We start from the raw sequence: 22,783 nt of genomic DNA on the forward strand, positions 1-22,783 counted from the left end.
CGTGTGTACGGGAACCCTCCTGCTTGGAAGAGCTCGGGCTCGATCAGAGCGCCGACGAAGTGCTCTCCTGGGTGTTGGCGTTGTTGTCCGCCGTGGTGCCGTAGGCCTCGAGCGCCGCGGCGATCTCATTGAGCTTGGCGGCGTGGGTGCCGTCCCACTCCTCCTGGAACTGCGTGGCGTCCTGGCCGTTCCACTGGGTCTGGGACATCTGGCTCGTGATCGTCGTGACGACCTGACGCACGCCATCTGCCTGCGTACGGAGCGTGTTGGCCAGGCTCCGTACTGCCTCTACGTCAAGACCGAAGACGTTGCCACCCTCTGCAACCATGTCATGCTCCTTTTTCTGTGGCTGTCCCCTCGGACAGCCTCCGTTTCTGCGACGTCACGAACTATTTCACGGTCCGTGACGCGGTGGAATGGGGAGTACTCCCCATGCCCCTCGTCACCCCGGTAGGGCGACGTGGATCTTGGTTGCCCGGCCTGCCGTGACGAGGAAGCCGCGGCCCGGCGGGAAGTCCTTGCGACGGATCCGGCCCAGCGGCGTGTTCATGAGCGTCTCGCCGTCGGTGTCCCCTGGCGTGAGGAGCAGGCCGTTGCGGCCGGACTTGAAGGCTCCGGCCAGCGTGAACGCCTTGCTCCAGGTGGACGACTCCGACTCACCGATGACCAGCTGCTCCTTGCGGGTCGCGAGCTTGACGAAGGCCTCCATCGGCTTCTCCGCAGGCGTGCCCGTGAGCTCGGTGTAGTTCTCGATCATCACGGTGAGAGTACCCGGGGCGAGCCGATCGCTCTCGAGGGCCGTCGTGAGGTCCTTGAGCGACTCCACTATGTCCTCCGGGGTCGACGCGGTCACGTCCCACAGGTCCAGCGCGGACAGGCTCGATCGCCGCGACGTCAGGTACACCAGACGGGTGCCGCCGTTCCGCCGCAGCGCGGTCGCCAGCGACACGAACGCCGTCGTGCGTCCGGCCCCGGGCGGGCCGGCCAGCATGAACGGGCCGCGCATGGGCAGGCCGATCGGAGCGATGTCGAGGTCCCGCAGGCCGATGGTGGCCATGTCCCCGGTGCGCTGCGGCAGCTGGTCGAGCGTGAACGAGTCGGGCAGCCGCTCGACGCCGGGCGCCTGGGGCACACCACCGACCGAGCGCATGGTCTGCTCCAGCCGGGCGAGCTCGCGTGACTGCACGGCCGCGTTGGAGTCACCACCGAGCACGGCGATCTGCGCCTCCTGGCCGTACATGATCGCCCGTCCGGGCGCCGACGCCGGCGTCAGGACGTCCTTCGGTGCGTTGAGCATCACGTAGTCGTCCTCCTTCGCCATCCGGTGGATGATCCGCTTCTGCACGGTGGAGGCCAGCGACGGCGGCACGGACACCGCGCGGTCACCGCTCATGACGAGGTGGATGCCGACGGGCCGCCCGTCGGTCGCGAGCTGGGTGAAGGTCCCGAAGACCGAGAAGCCACGCGCGCTGATCGTCTCGTAGGCCTCACGGAACGCTCCGATGCCGTCGACGAGCACGATGATCCGGGGCTCGTCGGGCTTGTTCGCGAGGCGCCGGTACTCGTCGATGGTCGACGCGCGCACGGCGGCGTAGCGGTCGGCGCGCTGGTCGAGCGTGTCGCGCAGCCTGCGCAGCAGGCGGGTCACCCGCTCCTCGTCGTCGCCGGCGATGATCGCGCCGACATGGGGCAGGTTCTCCAGCATCTGCAGACCGCCCGAACCGCAGTCGATCCCGTAGACCTGCACGGGGCCACCCCGGTGCGTCAGGCCCGCGGACACCGCGATGGTGCGCATCGTCGTGCTCTTGCCCGTGCCGCCGGTGCCGTAGATCGCGAGGTTGCCGTCGGTGTCGGGCTCGTAGTGCACGGTCGGCTGGGTCTGCTGCGGCGGGTTGTCCAGCACGCCGAGGACGAGCTGTGAGTCGGTGCGCCGGTTGGGCAGCAGCGCCAGGTCGTACGTGGCCGCGAGCTCCTCCAGCCACGGCTTGCGCGGCGCAGGCACGCCCGCCTCGCTCGCCGCGCGGCGGATCGTCGAGACCACCCGGGCGATGTCGTTGGGGCCCGGGTCCTGCTCGTCGACGACCTCGGGCGCGGGCAGCTCCCAGCGTCGTCCGGTGCCGAAGTCCATCTCCTCGACGTCGAGCGAGGACCGCTCCGGCTCGCCGGTCGTCCACCCACCGGCATAACCGGTCTGGAACGTGGTGAGGCGGCCGGGGCCGGTCTTCGCGGCGCCACGGCCGGGGATCGACGGCGAGAAGTGCGCCGCCATGTCGTCGCCGAGCACGTCCTTGGAGTCGTGCTCGTCGGCCATGCGCAGCGCGATACGCAGGTTGGTGTTCGCGCGCAGGCTGTCCTTGATCACGCCGGCGGGGCGCTGCGTCGCGAGGATCAGGTGCAGACCGAGCGACCGGCCACGCTGGGCGACGTCGATCACGCCGTCCACGAACTCCGGGACCTCGCCGACCAGCGCGGCGAACTCGTCGACCACGATGATCAGGCTCGGCGGCGCCTCGGGGTCACCGGTGCGCTCCAGTGACGCGAGGTCCTTGGCCTTCTTCCGGTTCAGCAGGTGCTCGCGGTAGTGCAGCTCGGCCCGGAGCGAGGACAGCGCGCGCCGCACGAGGTGCGGCGACAGGTCGGTCACCAGACCGACCGTGTGCGGCAGGTGGACACAGTCCGCGAACGCGGCGCCACCCTTGTAGTCCACGAACAGGAAGGTGACCCGGTCGGGGCTGTGCGCAGCGGCCATGCCGAGCACCCAGGACTGCAGGAACTCCGACTTTCCGGCACCCGTGGTACCGCCGACCAGCGCGTGCGGACCCTGCGTGCGCAGGTCCAGGTGGAACGGCTCCACGCCGTCGTGCCCGATGAGGGCGCGCAGGTTGGTGGGTGTCTTGCGGCGCACCGGCGGGGACCCGTCGCGCGGGGTGAGCGAGAGGTTCTCCTTCCACCGCTCGACCACGCCGTTCGAGTCGCTGCCGAGCTCGATGCCCGCGAGCGCCAGGTAGGAGACTGCGCGGGGCAGGTCGGACTCGTCGTCGGTGGGCGCGCCGACGTCGACCACCGGGGACAGGATCCTGGCCACCTCACGTGCGGTGTGCAGGTCGGCGACGTCGCAGCGCACGGGGTAGGCCAGCTGGCCGTAGTGCACCTCGCCGGTCATGGCGCCGTTCTCCTGGGCGGTGGAGTCCAGCAGCACGAAGGTGCGGCAGGCGGCGGGAAGCTGCTCGACGGTGGGCGCGATCCACACCACGTGCACGCTCGCCGCGGCACCGTGCTCGACGAGGCGCACCAGCCGGGAGCGCTCCACCGGCGCGTCGTCCTCCACGAGCACGACGACGGACGGCAGCACGGCCTTGGGCGGCTCGTCCGTGCGGTCCTTGTCCCCGTCCCGCTCCCCCACCAGGGGTGCCGGGCCGTCGAGGCTGACCCCCCGCGCCTCGACGAGCTCCTCGAGCCGCGTCAGCAGGGAGACGCAGGAGGCGGGATCGTCGGCCAGGTGGTCGGACGCCCCGAGGGGGCTGTGGGGTGAGCCGGTGTGGGGCAGCCACTCCAGCCACTCCCAGTCCTGGCGCGACCGGGCAGAGGTGAGCGCGGTGACGACCATCTCGGCGGGCGAGTGGAGCGCGACCAGCTGGAGCAGGACCGACCGACCGACGGGCTCCACGACACCGCTGGGTCCTGCGATGCCGACGTTGCCGCCGAACCGGAACCCGGCACCCATGGGGACGTCATGGATGGTCGCGCACCGGTCCTGGAGCTGCAGCACCTTCTCCCAGTGCTCGGGGATCGCGTCGTTCTCGCGTGGTTCGTCGAACCCGGTGCGCGCGGGCCCCGACCCGAGGCCGAACCGCACGGTGAGGAACGCTTTGTGCTCCGGGCGGTGCGTCCACATGAGCCCGCCGAGGCGGCGGACGGCGTCGAGCGACTCCGCGAGCGACGGCGCCTCCGCGAGCCGGACCGCTCGTTCGACGGCGTGCGTGCGGTCGATGCGCTCCGCCGTGGCGGCCACCTGCTCGTCGAACTGCTCGGACGCCTTCTCGAACTCCTTGCGCGCGTTGACCTTCCGGTCGAAGTACATCCCGATCATCATCACCGGGCTCATGAACATGAACATGAGCGAGATCGGATTGCGGGTGAACGAGAACATGACCGCGCCCATCGCCATCGGCGCGAGCATCATGAGCCACGGGAGGCGCTGCGGCTGCGGCGGCCGCGGCGGCTTGGGCGCCTTGATCTTGACCTCGCCGAAGCGGGTGACCACGCGCGGGGACCGGTTGAACTCGACCACGGGGCTGGTCGGGGCCATGCTCGTGGAGCGGTGCAGGGCCACGACGGACAGCGTGGTCTCACCGATCGTCACGGTGTCCGACGACGTCAGCACGGCGCGCGTCATCCGCTTGCCGCCCATGACGAGGCCGTTCGCGGAGGCGAGGTCGTGCACCTCGATGGCCTCTCCGACGACTATGCGGGCGTGCCGCTTGGAGACCTGCCCGTCCTGGAGACGGATGTCCATGCCCCGGTCGCGACCGATGTACGACGTGCCGACCGGCAGCGGGAACTCGCGTCCCGCGTCCGGCCCGTCCATGACGCGGAGCTGCGCCACCGCCGTACCGCGGTCCTGTCCGGGGTTCACGAACTGCTCGGAGACCCGGACTATCGACACCACGGAGCCCGACCGCAGGCCCGCCTGGACCAGGTCGTTCGACGGGGTCAGCACCCGGCCGCTCGTGAAGCTGGTCGAGCCGTCCCCGACGACCTGCAGGGTGAGGTTCTCGGGTGCGGCAGCACCGCCCCGGGTGGGGTCGCCGGAGAAGAGGGCCTCTGCCACGTCCCGCACGGTGGCGGTGGCGTCGGCGGTGACCGCGACGTTCACCGCGGACTCGTCGGGTCTGTTCAACGTCAGCTTGATGCGCACGTCAGGCGTCGTCCTTCAGGTCAAGGAGGGGTAGATCTGCGGGGGTGACAAGGCGGGAGGCGACCGCGTACTCCACGAGCCGCGCGCGGCGGTTGGTGGCGAGCAGCCCGGGGCCACCACGTAGCCCCTTCACGCCGATCCGGTCGAGCTTCTCGCAGACGTTGTCGAGCTTGCGATTGAAGCGTGTGGTGGCCCAGCCCAGGCGGCGAGCCGCGTCCGCGCTGGACGGGATCTCGCTCAAACCGGTGCCCTCGCGCCGCAGCATGGGCTCCGCGAGCACCACGATGAGCTGTTTCTGGCTGGTGGTGAAGCTGATGGCGCCGATGGTCGTGGCGCCGCTGTCGGGGTCCTCCGAGCGGACCTCGTGGTACGGGGCGTCCGTGAGCTGGGCAGTGATCTCGTAGGTGGTCGGCCCGGCCGTGAAGACGATGGAGGTGGTGGGAAACACCAGCGGCAGTCGGTGCCCGGGTGGCAGCCAGGACTGCACGCCACCGCCCGAGTCGCACACGGTCGCCGAGATCAGCGACCCCACGTTGGAGAGCCACCAGATCTTGTCCTCGTGCGTCACCCGTAGGAAGCGCCGGTGGAGGTAGGGGTTGTCGTCGATCGCGAGCTCACCCTCGCGGCCGATGTCGAAGCCGTTCTCCGCCTGCGCAGGATCGAACCACTCGCCGCAGAACTCCAGCATGAGCTCGCCCACGTCTCCCCCTCTCCTCCTCGTTGGTCGGCCGACCGGTCAGTCGGCCGGTCGGCCGGAATTCGTTCAGCCTGCTGGGGCGCAGGCCTTCACGGGATTCGACGGCTTTCCAGCACGGTCGACGAACACCTCGATGCACGTCTGCTCGCCCTCGGCGAGCGGGACGGTCGCGGAGGTGCCCGTCTCGACGGGCTGGAGCGGGTTCGTCTCCGTGACCGACAGCACGCGAAACCCGTACTTGTCGCCCTCGACGAGGTCCTTCGGCGCCTTCCAGGTGAAGACTGCCTCGTCGCCGACGACCTTGCCCTTCAGGTCCTGGACCGGGGGCACGTAGCCGAACAGGGGATCCGGCGGCGGGTCGCCGCCGGTCGCGACGGTCGCCGTGTCTTCCGGGTCAGGCTCGTCGACGGTGCCGTTCAGGACCATCCAGCCGACGACGACCGCTACGACCAGGACCACCGCGCCGACGGCCAGCCAGATCATCCCCGAGCGCGACGGCGGATCCTCCGGCTCGGCCTCCGGCTCCTGGGTCGCCTGCGCCTCGGGCAGCCTGGTGCGGTGGACCGTCTCCTCGACGGGCGGGGCCTCCCAACCGGGAGTGGCCACGGGCACGTCGAAGGCCGCGGGGACGGTCGTCCGCCGGCTCGCCGTGCCGCCCTGCTGCGGACCCCACCCGGAGGTCTCGCGCGCGGGCGGCGCGAAGGTGCCCGACGCCGTGCGCACGCCACCGACCGACGGCGTCGCCGGTTCGGGCCGCTGTCCGGGGTCGATGGCCGTGACGTTCTTCAGCCGCGTACCGTCGTCGTCCCCCTCCTCCTCGGCGACCGCACCGGTCTCGTCAAGGAGGTCAATGGGCGTCATGTCGCGGGCCAGGCCCACCTGGACCTGCTGCAGCGCCCGCGCGAACGCGAGCACCGACGGGTAGCGCGAGGAGGCCTGCTTCGCCATCGCGATGCGCAGCACCTGCTCCAGCGACGGCGGCACGTCGTTGCGCCCGATCGGGGGCAACGGTGCCTGCTCGACGCGCGCGACAAGGTCCGCCGACGTGTTGGACCCGCCGGGCACCTCGAACGGCGTGCGACCCGCCAGCAGCGTGTAGCAGGTGGCGGCCAGGGCCCACACGTCCGTCGTCGTCCCGGCGACCGGCGGGTCGCCGAACGACTCCGGCGGCGACCACGGGATCGACATGCCCTCGGCGACCGAGGCCTGCTCGAAGGTGGAGGAGATGCCGAAGTCGGTGAGCACCGGGTGCCCGAACTGCGTCACCAGGATGTTGGCCGGCTTCAGGTCACGGTGCAGGATCCCGAGCCGGTGCGCGGTCTCGACCGCGCCGGCGATCTGGATGGTGGTGCGCAGTGCCTCGGCCAGCGAGAAGCGTTCCGAGCGGTACCGCGCGCCCAGGTTGGGGCGCGAGCAGTACTCCATGGCCAGGTAGGGGCGGCCGTCGTCCGCGACGCTCGCCTCGTACATGGTCACGATCGAGGGGTGGTTGCCCAGGATCGCCATCAGGTCGGCCTCGGAGTCGAACGCCACCCGCTGGGAGTCGCTCGCGTGCTCCTTGAGGAGCACCTTGACGGCGACCAGGCGCTTCGGGCGCTGCTGCTCGTACAGGAACACGTCCGAGAAGCCACCGGAACCGATCAGCTTCTTGTACTCGAACCCCGCGATGTGGGGCGGCGCCGACGGGGCGCGCTTGCTACTCACTTGTCTCCCTCATGATGTGGCACGGCACCAGCTGTATTGCGTGCGGAACCAGTACTGCGTGCGGAACGGTCACCAGATGCCCTCGAACGTCAGGGTGGCGCCGTCGCCGAGGTCCACCACGTCGCCCTCGACCACGATCACCTTCTCGTTCGGGTGCAACCGCCTGGGTGCCTGGCCCGCCCGCAGCAGGGTCGTGCCGTTCGTCGTCGCGAGGTCCGCGACCAGCACGTGCCACTCCTCGAGGGTGATCTCGACGTGCGACCGCGAGATGTCCTGGTCGGGGCTCGCCACCGTGACCAGGCGCGGTGTGCGGTCCGCCGACGCGTTGTTGGTGCGCGGACGGCGCCCGACGACGACCGGGCGGTCCAGCTCGACCACCTGCGGACGTCCGGGTACCTGCTGCACACCGCCCGTCACGATCATCTGACCGAGCGCGGGACGGGACACCAGCTCCGCGTCGCCGTCCAGGTCCGCGCCGCAGGTGCGGCAGCGGTCGGCAGTGGGCGGGTTGGGGTGCCCCTGCGGACACGGCAGACCGAGGATCTGCTGGGCGCCCGGCACGATGGCCGCGGAGAACTTGGGGACCGGGCTCGCGTCCTTGCGGAGCGCGGCGATGTCCACGGACATCATGGTCTCGCCGTCGTGGTCGGTGACCTCAGCAAGGGCCTCCGCCGCGGGCTCCCCCACAGAGGCGGCCCGCTGCGCGGCACCGGGGGTGACGCCCGCGGGCGGCTCCGGCACGAGCACCGGCGGCGTCCATCCGCCGGGCACACCCGAGATCAGCCCGTCGCCAGGATCGACCGGCTCCAGCGCCACGGGTTCGGGTTCGGCGGGGGCGAGCGGCGGGGGCGGGACAGGCGCAGGAGCGGCCTTCTCCTCGTGCTCCTCCTCGTCCTCGCCCTGTCGCACCGCGGCGTCCTCGACCCGGCGCATCACCGTGTCACCGAAGAGGTGGCCGTAGTCGTCGTCACCACCGAACTGCGTGGACTCGTCGACCTCGCCGCGGGCAGCGGCAGGCGCGTCGGGACCAGGGACCACACCGAGCCCGAGCATCGGGACCGACTCCAGCACCGGCGCGGACGCCGTCTCGACGGGCTCGGCAGGCTGGGCCGACGGGCTCGCGGACGAGGGGACGGATCCGGCGCCGATCATCGGGACGTCCAGCGCCCCCGGCACCATGGTCTCGCCGGACACCTGTCGATCGGTGCGGACCGGCGAGCTGCCGGCACGGGTCGAGAAGCCCGGGAACGTGACGGCTCCTGGCTTCTCCTCCGCGGGCGCGACCAGCGCGTCGGGAGCTGCCGGAGCGTCCACGAGCGTGCGACGCAGGGCGCTCGCGCGCACCACCGCCGCCTGCACCGGGTACTCCGTGTCCGCGGGCGGCTCGTCGGTGGTGATCGCGAACGACATCGGGGCGTCCACCACCCGCTCCGACCACGTGACGACGCCCGCACCCGTCACCTCGACGGGCGCGCCGCCGCCCTCGGCGGTCACGACCACCTTCACACCGGTCCCGCGCACGGCGACGTGCGCCGCCGTCACCGGGTCGCTGCCCGAGAGCGAGACCACGGCGAACGGGGGCGTCTCCGCCAGACCGCCCGCTGCGAGCACGCCGAGGGTAGCCGCGACGCCGCCGTCCGCCCTGTCGAGCGCGGTCCAAAGAGCGTCGACGACGTCGGCGGGCGCCGGCCCGGGCAGCACGACTACCGTGCCGTTCCGGACCACTGCCCGCGCGGAACCCTCGCTGTAGTGCACCGTCATGTCAGACCCCCTGGCTTCTTGCTTCGTGCTCTTCCCGCGGCAGGGTGTCCTCGTCGGGCTCTGTCCCCGGCCGTGGTGCTGTCGAGGACCCCAAGGTCTCGTGGTCCACGCCCGTCACGTCGATCACGACCACCGTGATGTTGTCCCGGCCCCCTGCCTGGATCGCGGCGTCCACCAGGAACGCGGCGGCACGCTCCGGATCTGGCTGCTCCAGCAGGATCGTAGTGATCTGGTCGTCCGTCAGCTCACCCGTGAGCCCGTCCGAGCAGACCAGCACCCGGTCGTGCAGCGCCACCGGAATGTACCGGAAGTCCGCTCGCACCCCCTCCTGGGCACCGAGCGCCCGGGTGATCACGTTCCGCCGCGGGTGGCGACGGGCCTCGTCCATGGTGATCGTGCCCGCGTCGACGAGTTCCTGCACCTCGGAGTGGTCGACGCTGACCTGCGCGAGCACACCACCGGACAGCATGTAGGTGCGGGAGTCGCCGACGTTCACGAACAGCCAGTAGGGCACGTCCTCGCGCTCGTCGAGGAGGACGCCGGTGAGCGTGGTCCCCGGGGCGTTGCCCGAGTCGGTCTCGATCGCGCGGATGCGCTTCTGCGCCAGCTCGAGGTACGCCTCGACGAGCGCGGGCTCCACCTGGTCCACCTCGGTGAGCGCGCTGAGGGCGGCCAGCGCCTCGGCGCTCGCCACCTCCCCCGCCTCGTGGCCGCCCATGCCGTCGGCGACGAAGAACACCCGGCCCGTGGCCAGATATCCGTCCTCGTTCAGGGTCCGGCGACGTCCCTGGTGCGAGGCAGCGCCCCAGACCGTCGTCAGCCCCTGATCCTGCTGCGTCATGCCTTCGGCTCGGCGGGGTGCACGACGATCCGGCGGTCACCTACGTGGATGGTCGAACCCATCGGCACGCGCACGCGCGCGCCGGGCTCCGCGACCTGCGGTGAGCGGCCGGGGGCCGAGACGACCGTGCCGTTCGTGGAGCCACGGTCCGTCAGCCAGAGCCCCGCGGGGTCGACACCCATCTCTGCGTGGTTCTTCGACACCGACCTCGTCGGGTCGTCGACCCGCACGAGGATCGTCGGCGAACCGTCGGCGGCCTGCGGGTTACGGCCCACCAGTGCGGGTCCGTCGATCACGTGCCGGGCACCGGACTCGAGCTCCAGGACCACCGTCACGACCGCTGCGGGCACCAGGCTCGGCGCCTGCATCCGGGTGGCCTCCCACGACTCCTCGGCCTGCGCGGGCGCCTGGGCCGCGCCGTCCCCCGGGAAGCTGACCGGGCGGGTGGGGCGGGACTCCGGGTGCTGCTGGGGCGGGAGCTCGTGCCTGGTCGGCGGCGCGACAGGCTGCCGCACCGGCGGTGCGGCAGGCTCCGACGGGGTCGGCCAGGTCTTGGACGGCCAGGCCGGCTCCAGCGGCTGCTGGTGCTGGACCGGCTGGACCGGCTGGACCGGGTGCTGCTGCTGGACCGGGTGCTGCTGCTGGACCGGCTGCTGGTGCTGGACCGGCTGTGGCTGCTGGACCGGCTGTGCGACCGGGGGCGCGCCGGGCGCGCTCCCGGGTATGCCGGTGATGATGCCGCCGCCGGCAGCCGGAGCCACGGGCGCCTGCGGGAACGACCACGGGTCGGGAGCCGCGACGGGCGGCGTCCCCGGATGCTGCGGTGCCGACGGCGCCTGCGAAGGCATCTGCCGGGCGGTCTGCTGAACCGGCGCCGACGGTGTGGCCGTCCGCAGCGCGGGCCTTCCCGGCGCGCGGGGGCCAGGGCCGATCGGGGCGAGCCCCGTGGTCACCGCGATCTTCGGCGCCCGAAGATCGACCACCACGGAGCGCGCGACCTTGTCGTGCCAGCCCTGGACCTTGTCACCCTTGTCCCACAGGGGGGTCAGGTGCACGATGACCGGTCCGGCCACCGGGATCAGCGAGATGACACCGAGCATGAGCACCCGGATCAGCTCGCGGCCGAACCCGAGCGGCCCGCGGTCGTCGGCGGAGAACGTCCGCAGGCCCATCGCGGAGTTGCCGACGGTACGGCCGGTCCGTGACTCCCAGATCCACATGGACAGCATGAACGCGAACGCCACTGCTCCTGCGATCAGGTAGAGCCGCATGAGCTGGGCGAACATCTCGGCCTGCTGCTCCTGGGACAGCACCGCCAGCGGGTCCGGGGTCTCGATGAACAGCAGACCGATCCCCGCGACGATCCCGCCGAGCACACCGGCGATCGCGCCGTCGATCAGCAGAGCCAGGAATCGCTTGCCGACGCGCGCGTAGGGCGCCTCCAGCTGCTGCTGCGGCGCCATGCCCGCGCTCGGGATCTGGGTGGCCGTGTACACCTCTACCTCCGTGGTGATCGGCGGCCGGCTCGTCACGAGCGGCACCCCTCCCGAAGCACTGCCCTGCCGGGCCTGCGCGGCCGCGGCGGCCTGCTGCACCTGCCCGCGGGGAGTCTGCTGCGGCTCCACCACGGGCAGGCCGGTACGGGGGAACGCGCGCCCGCACGCAGCACAGAAGGGCGCGCCCTCCTGCTGACTTACCCCGCACCCGGCGCAGACCACGGCCGTCATCAGTTCTCCTTCGTCGTGCCGGTCGCCCGGGCCACCGCCTGGGCCCGACGTCGTTCGGCGACACGTGTCCAGACGGAGCGTAGCGACAGGGCCGCTCGCACCCGCTGTCGTGTGCCCACGGTGGAGCGTAGCCCGCCGACGAGCTCGTCGACCCCGGCCCAGAACGCCTCGACCTCGGCAGGCGTGGGCTCGTCGATCCCGAACACCGTCGCGTCCGCGCGGTGCGCGAGCATGAGGGTCGACGGAACGGCGTGCGCTCCGGCGATCACGCCGGCGCTCTCCCGCCTGGTCGCCCCACGCGGCAGGGACGTCCCGAGGTCGGTGACGACGTCGACCACCTCGTACCAGCCACCGCTGATCCGGTCTGCGGGCTGCTCGGCGTTGCGCCGCGCGGTCCGACGCCGAGCCTTGTAGGCAAGGATCGCGACGATCGGGCCCGCGATCACCAGGAGCGGGATGCCGACGGCCAGCAGGATCATGCCGAGCAGACCCCAGTCGAAGCCCTCGTTCTCGGCCTCTTCCTTGTCATCGTCCTCGACGCTTCCGGCCTTCGCGTGCTCCGGCTCCTCCGGCGGCTCCGGATCCTGGAGCACCGGGGGCTTGGGCTCCTCCTTGCTCTCCGGCTGGGGCTGCACCTGAGGCTTCTCCTCCGGAACCGCCTCGATCGGCACCCAGCCGTACTCCGTGAACGGCACCTCGACCCAGGCGTGCGCGTCCCTGCCGAGCACGGTCCAGGGCTTGCCCTCCTCGTACTCGCTCTGCTTGTCGGGGTAGAAGCCCATGACCACACGGGCCGGGATGCCTGCCTGCCGCGCCATGAGGGCGAGCGCCACGGCGAACTGCTCGTCGTCGCCCACCATGTCCTCTTCCGCGAGGAGCGTGTTGAGGCGCTCCGCGGAGTGCCCAGGGCGGGACGCGGGCTCGTTCTCGAGCCCGCTGGACAGGGCCCCGTCCGCCTGCAGCCCGTTACGGATCTGGAACAGCTTGGCGGCCGGGTCGGTCTCCGCGCCCGTGAACTGCGTCACCTTGAGCGACAGCTCCTGCGGCAGCTCGCTCGGGTCGAGCGGTGGGAGCTCGAAGTCGAGGTTGATCTTGCTCTTCTTCAGTGTCTCCTCGCTCGGCTCCTCGACCACCCGGGTGTTCAAGGTGTACGAGTCGCCCGGCCGGATACCCGCGGTGGTGATCGCCGTGTGAGTTTCCGAGTTGTAGTAGCTGCCCTCCGTCTGGGCCTCCGCGTTGGCGCCCTTCCAGCTGACGCCCGTGAGGCTGCCCACCTCGGGAACCCAGACACCGCGGTAACCCGTGACCGTGACGTCTATCGACGTGGGCGTGCCCTTCGCCGTGCTGGCGATCTCGTCGCCGACGCGCGTGTAGACGCCGGTCTTGCCGCCGCCGCCGGCGGCGTCGTAGACGACGCCGTCGTACTGGTCGAGCGCGGCCATCGTGATGCGACCGTTCTCGGGAAGCTCACTGATCGTGAACATCTCCTGGTCGCGGACCTCCTTCTTGTAGTACCGGAAGCCGACGAGGGGGCTCGTGTACTCGTGGATGTCGAACGGCGGGACCACCGTCTCGCGGAGCACCGCGCGGTTCTGGCTCGACGTGAGCATCGGCCCGGTGAAGCCGGCGGCGAGGGCCGCGACGGCCAGGATCGTGGCGCCCGTACGAACCCGGTACCAGCGCAGCCTGCGTGTGGCCTCCTGGCTGGACTCCGTGGTGATCGAGTGCGTGCCGACACGTGCCTCCATGACGCGCACCGCGCCCCAGAGGAGAGCCACGATGGTGATCACGAGGCCCTGCACCACGGGCAGCGAGACGTCGACCGTGCCCAGCAGGATCACGCCGACGAGGCCGGCCAGCACCGGGACCACCGCCCACACCGCATGCTTCGCGCGCCAGGCGATGGTGCCGGCGATCAGCGCGACGAGCAGCATGAGCAGGAAGGGGATGACCCCGAGGTCGGGGAACGACTGCATGGGCGCCGCGGTGGTGATGAACCGCTTCCAGCCCTCCACGGAGCCGAGCATCAGCTCACGCAGGGACTCCAGGGACGGGACCACGCCGAGGATCGCGGTGTGCGGCACCGCGAAGGCTGCGCCGAACAGGAAGTAGCCGACCACCGCGAGGGCGGTCACCACTACCGCGGGGAAGCGGCGCCAGGCACCCACCCAGGCCACCGCCAGCCCGACGAAGGCGCCGCCGACGGCGGGCAGCAGGTAGCCGAGCGAGCCCCAGACGGGCCCGAACCCGACGATGACGGCACCGAACATCAGGCTCATCGCCGCCAGGTCGATCAGAGCGAAGCGGGTCAGCGCGCGCGGGCGGTCCGCCTCCTTGCGGCGCGTGGTGCCGCGGCCCGTGCCCGTGCGGAATCCGGAACCGGTGTTGTACGGCGATCGGCCCCGATCGGCGCCTGCGCCGACCGGGGCGTTGCCGCGGGTGTTCTCGTTGCTCATCCGTCGCTCATCTTCTTCAGCGCAAGGGGTAGGTCGGCGAGGCGGCCCAGCGTGAGCACGCCCATCTCGGCGATGGAGTGCCGGCCGAGGGAAGCGCCGGGTACGCACTGGATGGCCATGACCTGCACCCCGGCGGGGACACGTGCGGAGGCCGAGCGCAGCTCGGTGGGCGTCACCATGCTGCCGACGATGAACGCGATCACCGAGAAGTCGGTGGCGGCCATCCCTGCAGAACGGGCGAGGTCCACCAGCTTCGTCTTGCGGGACTCGAGCTCGATGCGGGACAGGTCGTCCATGAGCCGGGTGCGGTGGTCCCCGTGCAGCGTCGCCTCGTTGACGAGCACGGTCACGCCGCGGTCCTCCTTGATGGCCTGCAGGCCCAGGGAGCCGCAGACGCTCACGGCGAGCTCGAACTCGTCCTCGTGCGCGTAGTCCTCGGCGCGCGTGGACAGCAGCACCGCGAGGTGCGAACGCCGGGTCTCCTCGAAGACCCGGACCATGAGCTGGCCGGTGCGCGCCGTCGTCTTCCAGTGGATGTGCCGCCGGTCGTCGCCCGGCACGTAGTCGCGCAGGGCGTGGAAGTTCACGTCCGAGCTCGTGATGTCGTTGGTGACCCGGCCCTCGAGGTCCTTGAGGAAGCCCGTCGAGGAGCCGGTGAGGTTCTTGACACGCGGGTGCACGAAGACTTCCTGCTCGTCCGTCCACGTCATCTCGCGGCGCAGCAGTCCGAGCGGGTCGGCACGCACCGACTTGACCGGACCCACCGTGATCACGCTGCGGCGCCGGGTCGGGATGGTGAAGATCTCCTCGTGCGTGCCGCCGCCCCGCAGGCGCGGCACCGGGAACGCCGCGGTCCCGGTGCCCACCGGCAGCTCCATCACGGAGGGCAGCAAGGAGCGGTTGGACGCGTTGCGCACGTCGAGGCGTCCGACGGCGCGGTCGCCGACCGTCACCCGGGCCTGCGCGAGGTCAAGCACCACGTCGTACTTGAACCTGCCGAGCACGAACACGATCGCACACACGAGCGTCACGCTGAGCAGCACCGCGGCGACCACCAGCTCGAGCCAGTCGAGCGCGAGGCCTGCGATCCAGGCAGCGACGGTCACGAGGGTCACCGCGATCCCGAACGTGCTGAACGTACGGCGGACGGGAGCGACCACTCGCCCCACCGCCGCCGCCCGGGAGCGGGCGGCGGCGGCGACGGTCACCCAGCCACGCCGGCCACGCAGCACCTGGGCGCGGCCGGCCGCGAGCAGTCCGCGCGGACTCTCCTGCCGCTTCCCGTACGCGGGGCCTGGTGAGATGCCGGTCGCACTCATGCCGAGGCCCGCTCCTGCGGTGCCGCGACGTCGGCCATGATCCGGGAGAGCACGGCTTCGGGGCGCGCGCCCGCGAACTCGGCCTCCGGGTCGAGCACGAAGCGGTGGCACCAGACCGGCTGGGCCAGCTCCTTGATGTCGTCGGGCAGCACGTAGTTGCGGCCGTGCGCGGCGGCCCACACCTTGGCGCAGCGCACCAGGGCCAGTGCGCCACGGACGGAGACGCCGACGCGCACCTCGTGCGCGTTGCGCGTCTCCTCGGCGAGGCGGGACACGTACTCGAGCACCGCGGTGTCGGTGTGCACGTTCGCGGCCAGGTCGGCCATCTCCGTGACGGCCTTGGTGGTGATGATGGGCTGCAGCGCGGAGCTGCGGTCCTTCAGCGCGGCACCGGACAGGATCTCGACGGTGGAGGCGTGGTCCGGGTAGCCCACAGAGGTCTTCATGAGGAAGCGGTCGAGCTGTGCCTCGGGCAGACGGTAGGTACCGGCCTGCTCGATCGGGTTCTGGGTGGCGAGCACCATGAACGGGCGGCCGGTTCCGTGCGCGACACCGTCGACGGTGACCCGGCCCTCCTCCATGACCTCCAGGAGGGCGGACTGGGTCTTCGGCGAGGCACGGTTGATCTCGTCCGCCAGGACGATCGAGGCGAAGATCGGACCCGCGTGGAAGTCGAACTTGTGGGTGTTCTGGTCGTAGATCGTCACACCGGTGACGTCCGACGGCAGCAGGTCCGGCGTGAACTGGATGCGGTTGTGCGAGCCCTGCACCGACGCCGCGATCGAGCGGGCGAGCATGGTCTTGCCGGTACCGGGGGCGTCCTCCAGCAGGAGGTGGCCCTCGGCGAGCATGCAGGTCAGTGCCAGACGCACGACCGGTGCCTTACCCAGGACTGCCTGGCCTACGTTGCCGACGAGCCGCTCGAAGGTCTGGGCGAACCAGGCCGCCTGCTCGGGGGTCATCGTGGTCATCTCATGTTCCCTACTGCTCGTTGCTGCTCGTTCGCTGGGTGAAATTGCTGGGTGGAACCGCATCGATCATCGCGTGACCGGCCGCCGTCTGCGCGGCGGCCGGTCAGGCCGGGTGGCCGCCGACGGGGCGGCGGCCGAATGCTATCCGTTCCACCAGTTCGTGACGCCGTACTCCTGGCCGTCGATCAGGACTCGCACTGGTACCCCGGGGTGGCCGAAGAAGCACCTGAGCTGTACCCCGCCGGAGCCGTCCCCGAAGTTGTACGACCTGACGTCGCTGCTGCCCCAGGACCGACCGTGCGTGACGATGTCGTGCCAGCCACTGACCTCGGGCGTGTCTCCCGCCCAGCAGGCCACGTCGTGGTTACCCGGCGTGAAGTCCGTGAAGTTGACGTAGTAGTAGGCGCAGGACGAGTGGCTGCACTGGTTATTGTCGATGCGGCTGCCGTGGGTGACCGTCGCCGTGGGGTTGGGCCTCGGGTCCGACGTCGCTTCAGCACAGGCGCTCGCCGTCTGGTTCGCCTCGTCCGTCACCTCGACGCATGCACGCTCGGTCTGGCTGTAGCCGATTCCGGTCTTCGACTGAGTTCCGTTCGGCGCACGGCTGTCGATCGCGCCCGAGACAACGACCGACTTGATGTTCCGCCCATTGGTGCGCGTTCCGTCCCACGTGAACGTGACCTGCCGGTCACCGCCGTCGGCGCTGATCGTCGGCGTCGGCACCGGGCCGTACGGGACCTCTGCGTTCGACGCGGACGACCAGTCCGAGCACATGTACTGGTTGCAGGCCCGTACCTGGAACGTGTACGACGTTCCGTTGTTCAGGCCCTCGTAGACGTACGACGTGTTGTTGCCGGCACTCGGATTGCCGCCACCGTTCGCCGACACCTCGTACCGATGCGCCGGCCCGCGGAACTGGTCGGCCGGGATCGCACTCCAGGTCACGGTCGCACGATGGTCGGCAGGATTGCTCGCCCGCACGTTGGACGGGATCGACGGCTGGCCGTACGGCACCTCGCTGTTCGACTGCGCGCTGACCGGCGACCGGCCTGCCTTGTTCTGGGCCTGCACGGTGAACGTGTAGGACGACTCCGGGTTCAGGTCCGCGATGTTGATGGGCGACTCCGCCGTCGTGACCGTCCTGACCTTCGAACCATCCTGGTACACGTCGACGTAGTACTTCCTGATCGCGTCGCCGTTGTTGGCCCCAGGGGTCCATCTGACGTCGATCCGTTCGCCGCCCAGGTCATCCGTGCGCTGCGCATCGAGGTTCACCGGAGTATCGGGCTTCCCCGCCGGGGTCTCCGGTGCGGACGGCTCGCTCCAGTCCGACGGGTCCGGGGCCTCGTTCTTGGCCTGCACCCGCACCGTGTAGGCGACTCCGTTCTCCAGGCCCCTCCACACGAGCTGGTTGCCCTGCTGGCAGGTCTTCTGGGTCACGCCGTCGGTCGGGGCCGGGCTGATCTCCAGGTTCACGCACTCGATCGGCGACCGGTCCGAGTACGTCTGGTTCTTCCACGTCACCGTGAGGAACTTGTCGCCGAACTTGAGCGTCGGCGGGCTCGGCTGGTCGGGCTTCTCGTCAGGACGCGCCTCACGGGATGCCGGGGACGGCTCGGACTCGCCCACCTCGTTGGTCGCCGTGACCGTGAACTTGTACTTCACGTTGTTCTTCAGCCCGTCGAACGTGCAGGTGGTCGTGGCGCACTCGTGCTCCTGACCGCCGTCGGTCCGCAGCATGTAGCTCGTGATGTCGGCACCGTTGTTGTTGGGCTGCTCCCAGCTCAGCACCACGGTCTCGGAACGCACCTCCTCCACCCGCGGCGCCCGGGGCGCCTCCGGCTTGCCCAGCACCGTCAGCTTCGCTATGCCGTCGACCTCGCGATCCGGGTCCTGCGTCGCGTCCTGCACCGTGTAGCGCACGACCATCGCTCCGGTGAAGTCCTCGCCGGGCGTCACCACCAGCTGGTTGCCGCTGTACGACGCCTCGCCGGACCCGGTCTCGACCGTCGCGGAACCCACCAGGGTGAGTTCCTTGCCGGGGAACGGGTTCGTGTCGTTGGCGAGCACCGGGATGGTCGTCGCCTCGCCCTGGTGCGCGTCGATCACCACGTCGTCAGTGGTCTGGACGAGATCGCGGGTCGAGCCGACCACCTTCACCGTCAGCTCGCCGCTCACCGGCGGGTTCTTGCCGTCGGACACCGTCATGGGCAGCTGGTGGAACGTGCCCTTCGACACCGACGGGTCGACCATTGCCGACACCGCGGTGCCCGATACCGTCGGGGTGATGCCGTTGTTGCCCTTGACCTGGAAGTCCAGCGGGTCCTTGTCGGGGTCCTTGACGTAGCGGGAGAGGTCTACCGAGCTCTCCTCGCCCTCCGCCACCTCGAGCACCGGCGTACCGGTGATCTTCGGCGGCATGTTCGTCGACGGGGTGACGTCGATGGGCAGGGTGAGGACGGCGGAGAGCCCTTCGGGGTCCTCTGCGTCGACACCGTCGGTCACCTCGAAGCTGACCGACGCCGCACCGGCGTAGTCGGCGGCCGACGTGTAGACGATCGTGTCCTTGTCAGGGGCCTCCGCCTTGCCCTCGATCCCCTTGACCGACTCCCCTTCGGTGATGCGTACCTTGTGGTCCTCGCGCACCACCACGTAGTCCTCGAGCTCGATGGTGAGCGGCTCGCCGCTGGTGGCCTTGAGCGGCTCCAGACCCGGCTTGAGGTGAGGGCGTTCCTGGTCACCCGGGACGCGCACGAACGCCTTGGCCTTGAGACCGTCCATGTCGGTGACCGTGTAGGTGATCACCTGGGTGCTCTCGGTGAGCTCCACCTCGAGCAGACCCTTCTCGGTAACGCGCACGCCCTCCGCAGGCGAGTCGACCGCCACCTCGAGCTCGGCCGCCACACCGTCCGGGTCGACGTCGTTGGCCAGCACGTCGACGGTCACGCTCGAGTCGCCTTGCACGTCGTCCGAGGTCACCACGTCGTCATAGGCGACGGGGCGCAGCAGCGGCGCGTCGCTCTTCACGTTCACCGTGATGGCCCCGCCCGCAGGAGCCTTGAAGCTGTCCTGGATGCCGTAGTAGAAGGAGTGGGAACCCTCCTTGCTCGGCGCGGTGACGACGACGTCGTCCTCCACGACCTTGGGCTTCAGGTCACCTGTGCCCTCGAAGCCCTTGGACACCAGGCCGATCTCGTCGCCGTCCGGGTCGGTGTCGTTCTCGAGCGCGCGGATCGCGACCGTACGGTCCGGCCGCACCATGGTCTCGTCGTCCGCGGCCTGCGGCGGCTGGTTGCTGGCGGGCTTCGGCACGATGCCCACCCGCACCAGACCCTTGCCCACCGCGCCCCGCGTGTCCGTGACCTCGTAGGAGAAGGTGTCCAGCCCGGTGCTCTGCGCGCCGGCGGTGTAGTCGACGAACCCGTCGACGATCCGCGCCGTGCCCTTGCCGGCCGCGGCGGAGATGGCGCTCAGCGTGACGTAGTCGCCGTCGGGGTCGCTGCCGTCCAGCTTCAGTGGAATGCGGGTGGTACCGCCGCTCAGCACGCGCGCCGTGATGTCGGGCAGCTGCGGGGAGGCGTTCTCCGGCTTGTCCAGCACCGTGATGGTGACCTGTGCGGAGTCCTTCTGGCCGTTCACGTCCGACACCTCGTAGACGGCGTGGTACGTACCCGCCTCCTTGCCGGCCTTGAACCGCACGGTGTCCTCCGAGACGAAGGCCTCGCCGGCCGACGCCGGGGGCGATTCCTTCAGCTCGTCGGTGAGCTTCAGCTCCAGCCCGTCGGGGTGTGCGTCGTTCTTCAGCACCGGGATGGTGACCACGTCGCCCGCGTGGACGATCGCGTCGTCAGGTCCTGCCTCCGGTGGCCGGAGCTGCTCGGGAGCCGGGATCGACACGACGCGCACCTGGCCGGTGGTGGTGCCGGTCCCGTTCGCGACGGTGTAGTTGAACGTCACGGGTGCGTTGAGCCGCTTGATCTCCGAGATCTTCAGGATCTGGTGGTTCAGCACCGCGACCTTCACCGGGGCGTTGTCCGGGACGTCCACGCCCTGCACCACGAGCACCCCGCCCGCGGGGTCGGTGTCGTTGGCGAGCACGTCGACGAGCGCCGTGCCGCCGGTCGACAGCAGCACCTGGTCCGTGACCGCCACGGGCCGGCGGTCGTCGTCCGGTGGGTTCTCGACATCGACCCGGACCAGTCCCATCGTCGGCTTGGGGCCGTCGGTGATCTGGTACGTCACGTCGTAGGAGCCGGGCTTGTCACTCACGAAGCGGAAGACGCCCGCCGCGTAGTTGGGCGTGATCGTCGCGCCCTTGGCCTCGGCGACACTCGTCAGGCGCAGCTTGTCGCCGTTCGGGTCGTAGTCGTTCCTGAGCGGCTCCACCGTGACGGGCTCGCCGACGAGCACCTTCACGTGGTCCTGCACCGGAACCGGCGCCACGTTGCTCGCCACGACCTGGATGAGCAGCTTGCCCTGGAACGGCAGGTTGCCCGAGTCCGAGACCGTGATGTCCACGACCTTGCGACCCGTCATGCCGCCACCGTCGCGGAACTCGATGGTGCCGTCCGGGCGGGCCCGCACCTCGTCGAGAGGGTCGGCGGTGGCGGCGCTGGACAGGAACAGGTCGTCGCCGTCGGGGTCCTTGAAGTACGGCAGCACCTTGATGCTCGCCGTGCCTTCCTGACCCACCGTGAGCACGGGCTCACCCATCTGCTGCGGCGGGTTGTTCTCCTCCAGCGGCACCACCTTGACGGCTACCGATGCCGTGGCCGTGCCCTTGCGCCCGTCGTTCACCTCGTACTTGAAGGTAGTGGTCCCTGACGCGTCCGCCGGGACGTTGGCCTGCAGGGCTGCGCCGTCGAGCACGCGGTCGACGCCGACGACGCCGTTCGGCTCGCCCGTGACCGACACCGTCATCACGTCGCCGTCGGGGTCCGCGTCGTTGCCCAGCACGTTGAGCACCGTGGTGCGGCCGGGCCGCACGCCGAACGAGTCCTCCTTGGCCTTGGGCGGCCGGTTCACCTTGTTCCGGTCGGCGACGAAGTTGTCGACCAGCTGCGGTGTGGCCTCCTCGGACTCCGTCTTCTTGCCCTCGCCGTCCTCGGGCATGACGATGTCCCAGTCGTTGACCTTCTCGAACAGGTCGGAGGCCATCCACAGGGTGCCACCCGCGATGTCGTTGAGCACGATGACGTCGCGGTTCACGCGGTAGACCAGGCTCGTGCCGACGGCCACGCCCTGGAGCACCTGGTCGACGTCGTTGTCGGTGCCTGCGCAGTCCCGGATGACCTGGCCGGAGTCCCAGGCACCATAGGTGCACCCCTCGAGCTGCACGGGCGCCGACGGCACACCCCGCGCCGCACGCGTCGTCGCGTCCCCGCCGCCGAGAGGCTGCGTGACGAGGCCGTTCGGGGTAGCCAGCACCACGTTGTCGGTCTTCGCGGACGGCTGCTGGAGCCTGCCCTCGGCGCCGTTCTCCACCTTGACGGTCTCGCCGCCCGGCAGCACGAGGTTTCCGCTCGACTGGTCGAGCACCACCGGCTCGTCGCCGACGGCGGTGACCTCGACCTTGGCGTCGGGCCCCACGGGGAGGCTGGACTCCGTGCTGTCCCCGGGCCCGCCCTGCCCGCCGGTCGGCACCGTGTAGAGCTTGGCGTCAGCCGGCACCGCGAGGAACACGGTGCCTTCCTTGCCGACCGCGAGCCGGCCGCCCTTGCCGACCTTGAGCGTCGGCTTGAGGTCCTCCTTGTCGAACCCGACGGCGCCGTCGAACGGGAGGACCCAGAGCCGGCCCCCGTCCTCGTCGTACACCGCAGTCGTGGCGCCGCCCGAGGCGACCTGCGCGCCGGGCGGCAGCTCCATCGAGCCGTCCAGGACGAGCTGGGCCGGGTTCACGGGGCTGGCGGACGAGTCGCTCGAGCTGTCCAGGAGCACCCGCTGCGCGTCCTGCTCCACGTCAAAGCTCGCCGAGCTGGCCAGCAGGACGCCGTCCAGCGCCTTCGCGTCGTAGTTGAACCGGCCGAGCTGGCCGGACGACGTCTGGGTCACCCAGACACCGGAGTCGTTGAGCTCGACGTCGGCCGTGGCCTCGCCGTCGTAGAGGAGTGCGAAGCCCAGGAGCCCTCCGGCGAAGAGGGTTACCACGCCGATCGAAGCGGCTGACCTGCGGTTCTCGTACACGCGTGAGGCAAAGCTCATGCGTCCTCCTCTTTCATCACTCCAGCGAAGTCTTGTTCGCCCGGTTACCACACAGGCACAACGGAAGCACCCTACCGGGGTGGTGGGTGAATCGTCGTTGATTTTCGGTGGGCAGGACTACCCATGCCACCCGCCCAGATTGTACGAGTCTGTCTGCTACATGTCAGCGATATTGCGCTCTGGTACAA

The 22,783-nt window shown here is 70.4% G+C and carries 11 protein-coding genes; all 11 read right to left on the bottom strand.

Annotated elements, in window-relative coordinates:
- Nucleotides 1-43: 43 nt before the first annotated feature.
- The 11 genes from AB0F70_RS24105 to AB0F70_RS24155 all read right to left on the bottom strand — a co-directional run bounded on the left by AB0F70_RS24105 (nt 44) and on the right by AB0F70_RS24155 (nt 22,595).
- Entirely contained in the window at nt 44-328 is a 285-nt protein-coding gene (locus tag AB0F70_RS24105; protein WP_357454554.1) for a WXG100 family type VII secretion target, read from the bottom strand.
- Nucleotides 329-442: 114 nt separating this feature from the next.
- Nucleotides 443-4,918, bottom strand: a complete 4,476-nt coding sequence (locus AB0F70_RS24110; protein ID WP_357454558.1) for an FtsK/SpoIIIE domain-containing protein — start codon at nt 4,916-4,918, stop codon at nt 443-445.
- A gap of 1 nt (nt 4,919) precedes the next feature.
- Nucleotides 4,920-5,618, bottom strand: coding sequence for a hypothetical protein (locus AB0F70_RS24115; protein WP_357454561.1), 699 nt, complete (start codon nt 5,616-5,618; stop codon nt 4,920-4,922).
- Between the two features lie 63 nt (nt 5,619-5,681).
- Complete coding sequence (locus tag AB0F70_RS24120; RefSeq protein WP_357454564.1) at nt 5,682-7,319, bottom strand: serine/threonine-protein kinase; 1,638 nt, start codon at nt 7,317-7,319, stop codon at nt 5,682-5,684.
- Between the two features lie 69 nt (nt 7,320-7,388).
- Nucleotides 7,389-9,080 carry an FHA domain-containing protein gene (locus AB0F70_RS24125; RefSeq protein ID WP_357454567.1) on the bottom strand — a complete coding sequence of 564 codons (1,692 nt, stop codon included), beginning with the start codon at nt 9,078-9,080 and terminating at the stop codon, nt 7,389-7,391.
- A 1-nt stretch (nt 9,081) separates the two neighbouring features.
- Nucleotides 9,082-9,921 carry a protein phosphatase 2C domain-containing protein gene (locus AB0F70_RS24130; protein WP_357454570.1) on the bottom strand — a complete coding sequence of 280 codons (840 nt, stop codon included), beginning with the start codon at nt 9,919-9,921 and terminating at the stop codon, nt 9,082-9,084.
- Complete coding sequence (locus tag AB0F70_RS24135) at nt 9,918-11,648, bottom strand: RDD family protein (RefSeq protein WP_357454573.1); 1,731 nt, start codon at nt 11,646-11,648, stop codon at nt 9,918-9,920. Before AB0F70_RS24135 ends, AB0F70_RS24130 begins: the two co-directional genes overlap by 4 nt.
- Complete coding sequence (locus AB0F70_RS24140; RefSeq protein WP_357454576.1) at nt 11,648-14,104, bottom strand: transglutaminase-like domain-containing protein; 2,457 nt, start codon at nt 14,102-14,104, stop codon at nt 11,648-11,650. The genes AB0F70_RS24135 and AB0F70_RS24140 overlap by 1 nt, the downstream gene beginning before the upstream one ends.
- The gene (locus tag AB0F70_RS24145; protein WP_357454579.1) at nt 14,101-15,423 is read right to left on the bottom strand and encodes a DUF58 domain-containing protein; all 1,323 of its coding nucleotides are present in this window, start codon (nt 15,421-15,423) and stop codon (nt 14,101-14,103) included. Before AB0F70_RS24145 ends, AB0F70_RS24140 begins: the two co-directional genes overlap by 4 nt.
- Nucleotides 15,420-16,394 (bottom strand): MoxR family ATPase, encoded by a 975-nt coding sequence (locus AB0F70_RS24150; RefSeq protein ID WP_357454582.1) that lies wholly within the window; start codon nt 16,392-16,394, stop codon nt 15,420-15,422. The genes AB0F70_RS24145 and AB0F70_RS24150 overlap by 4 nt, the downstream gene beginning before the upstream one ends.
- A 141-nt stretch (nt 16,395-16,535) precedes the next feature.
- Nucleotides 16,536-22,595 carry an Ig-like domain-containing protein gene (locus AB0F70_RS24155; protein WP_357454585.1) on the bottom strand — a complete coding sequence of 2,020 codons (6,060 nt, stop codon included), beginning with the start codon at nt 22,593-22,595 and terminating at the stop codon, nt 16,536-16,538.
- Between the last annotated feature and the right edge of the window lie 188 nt (nt 22,596-22,783).

The organism is Promicromonospora sp. NPDC023805 (assembly GCF_040639635.1).
Lineage (GTDB): Bacteria > Actinomycetota > Actinomycetes > Actinomycetales > Cellulomonadaceae > Promicromonospora.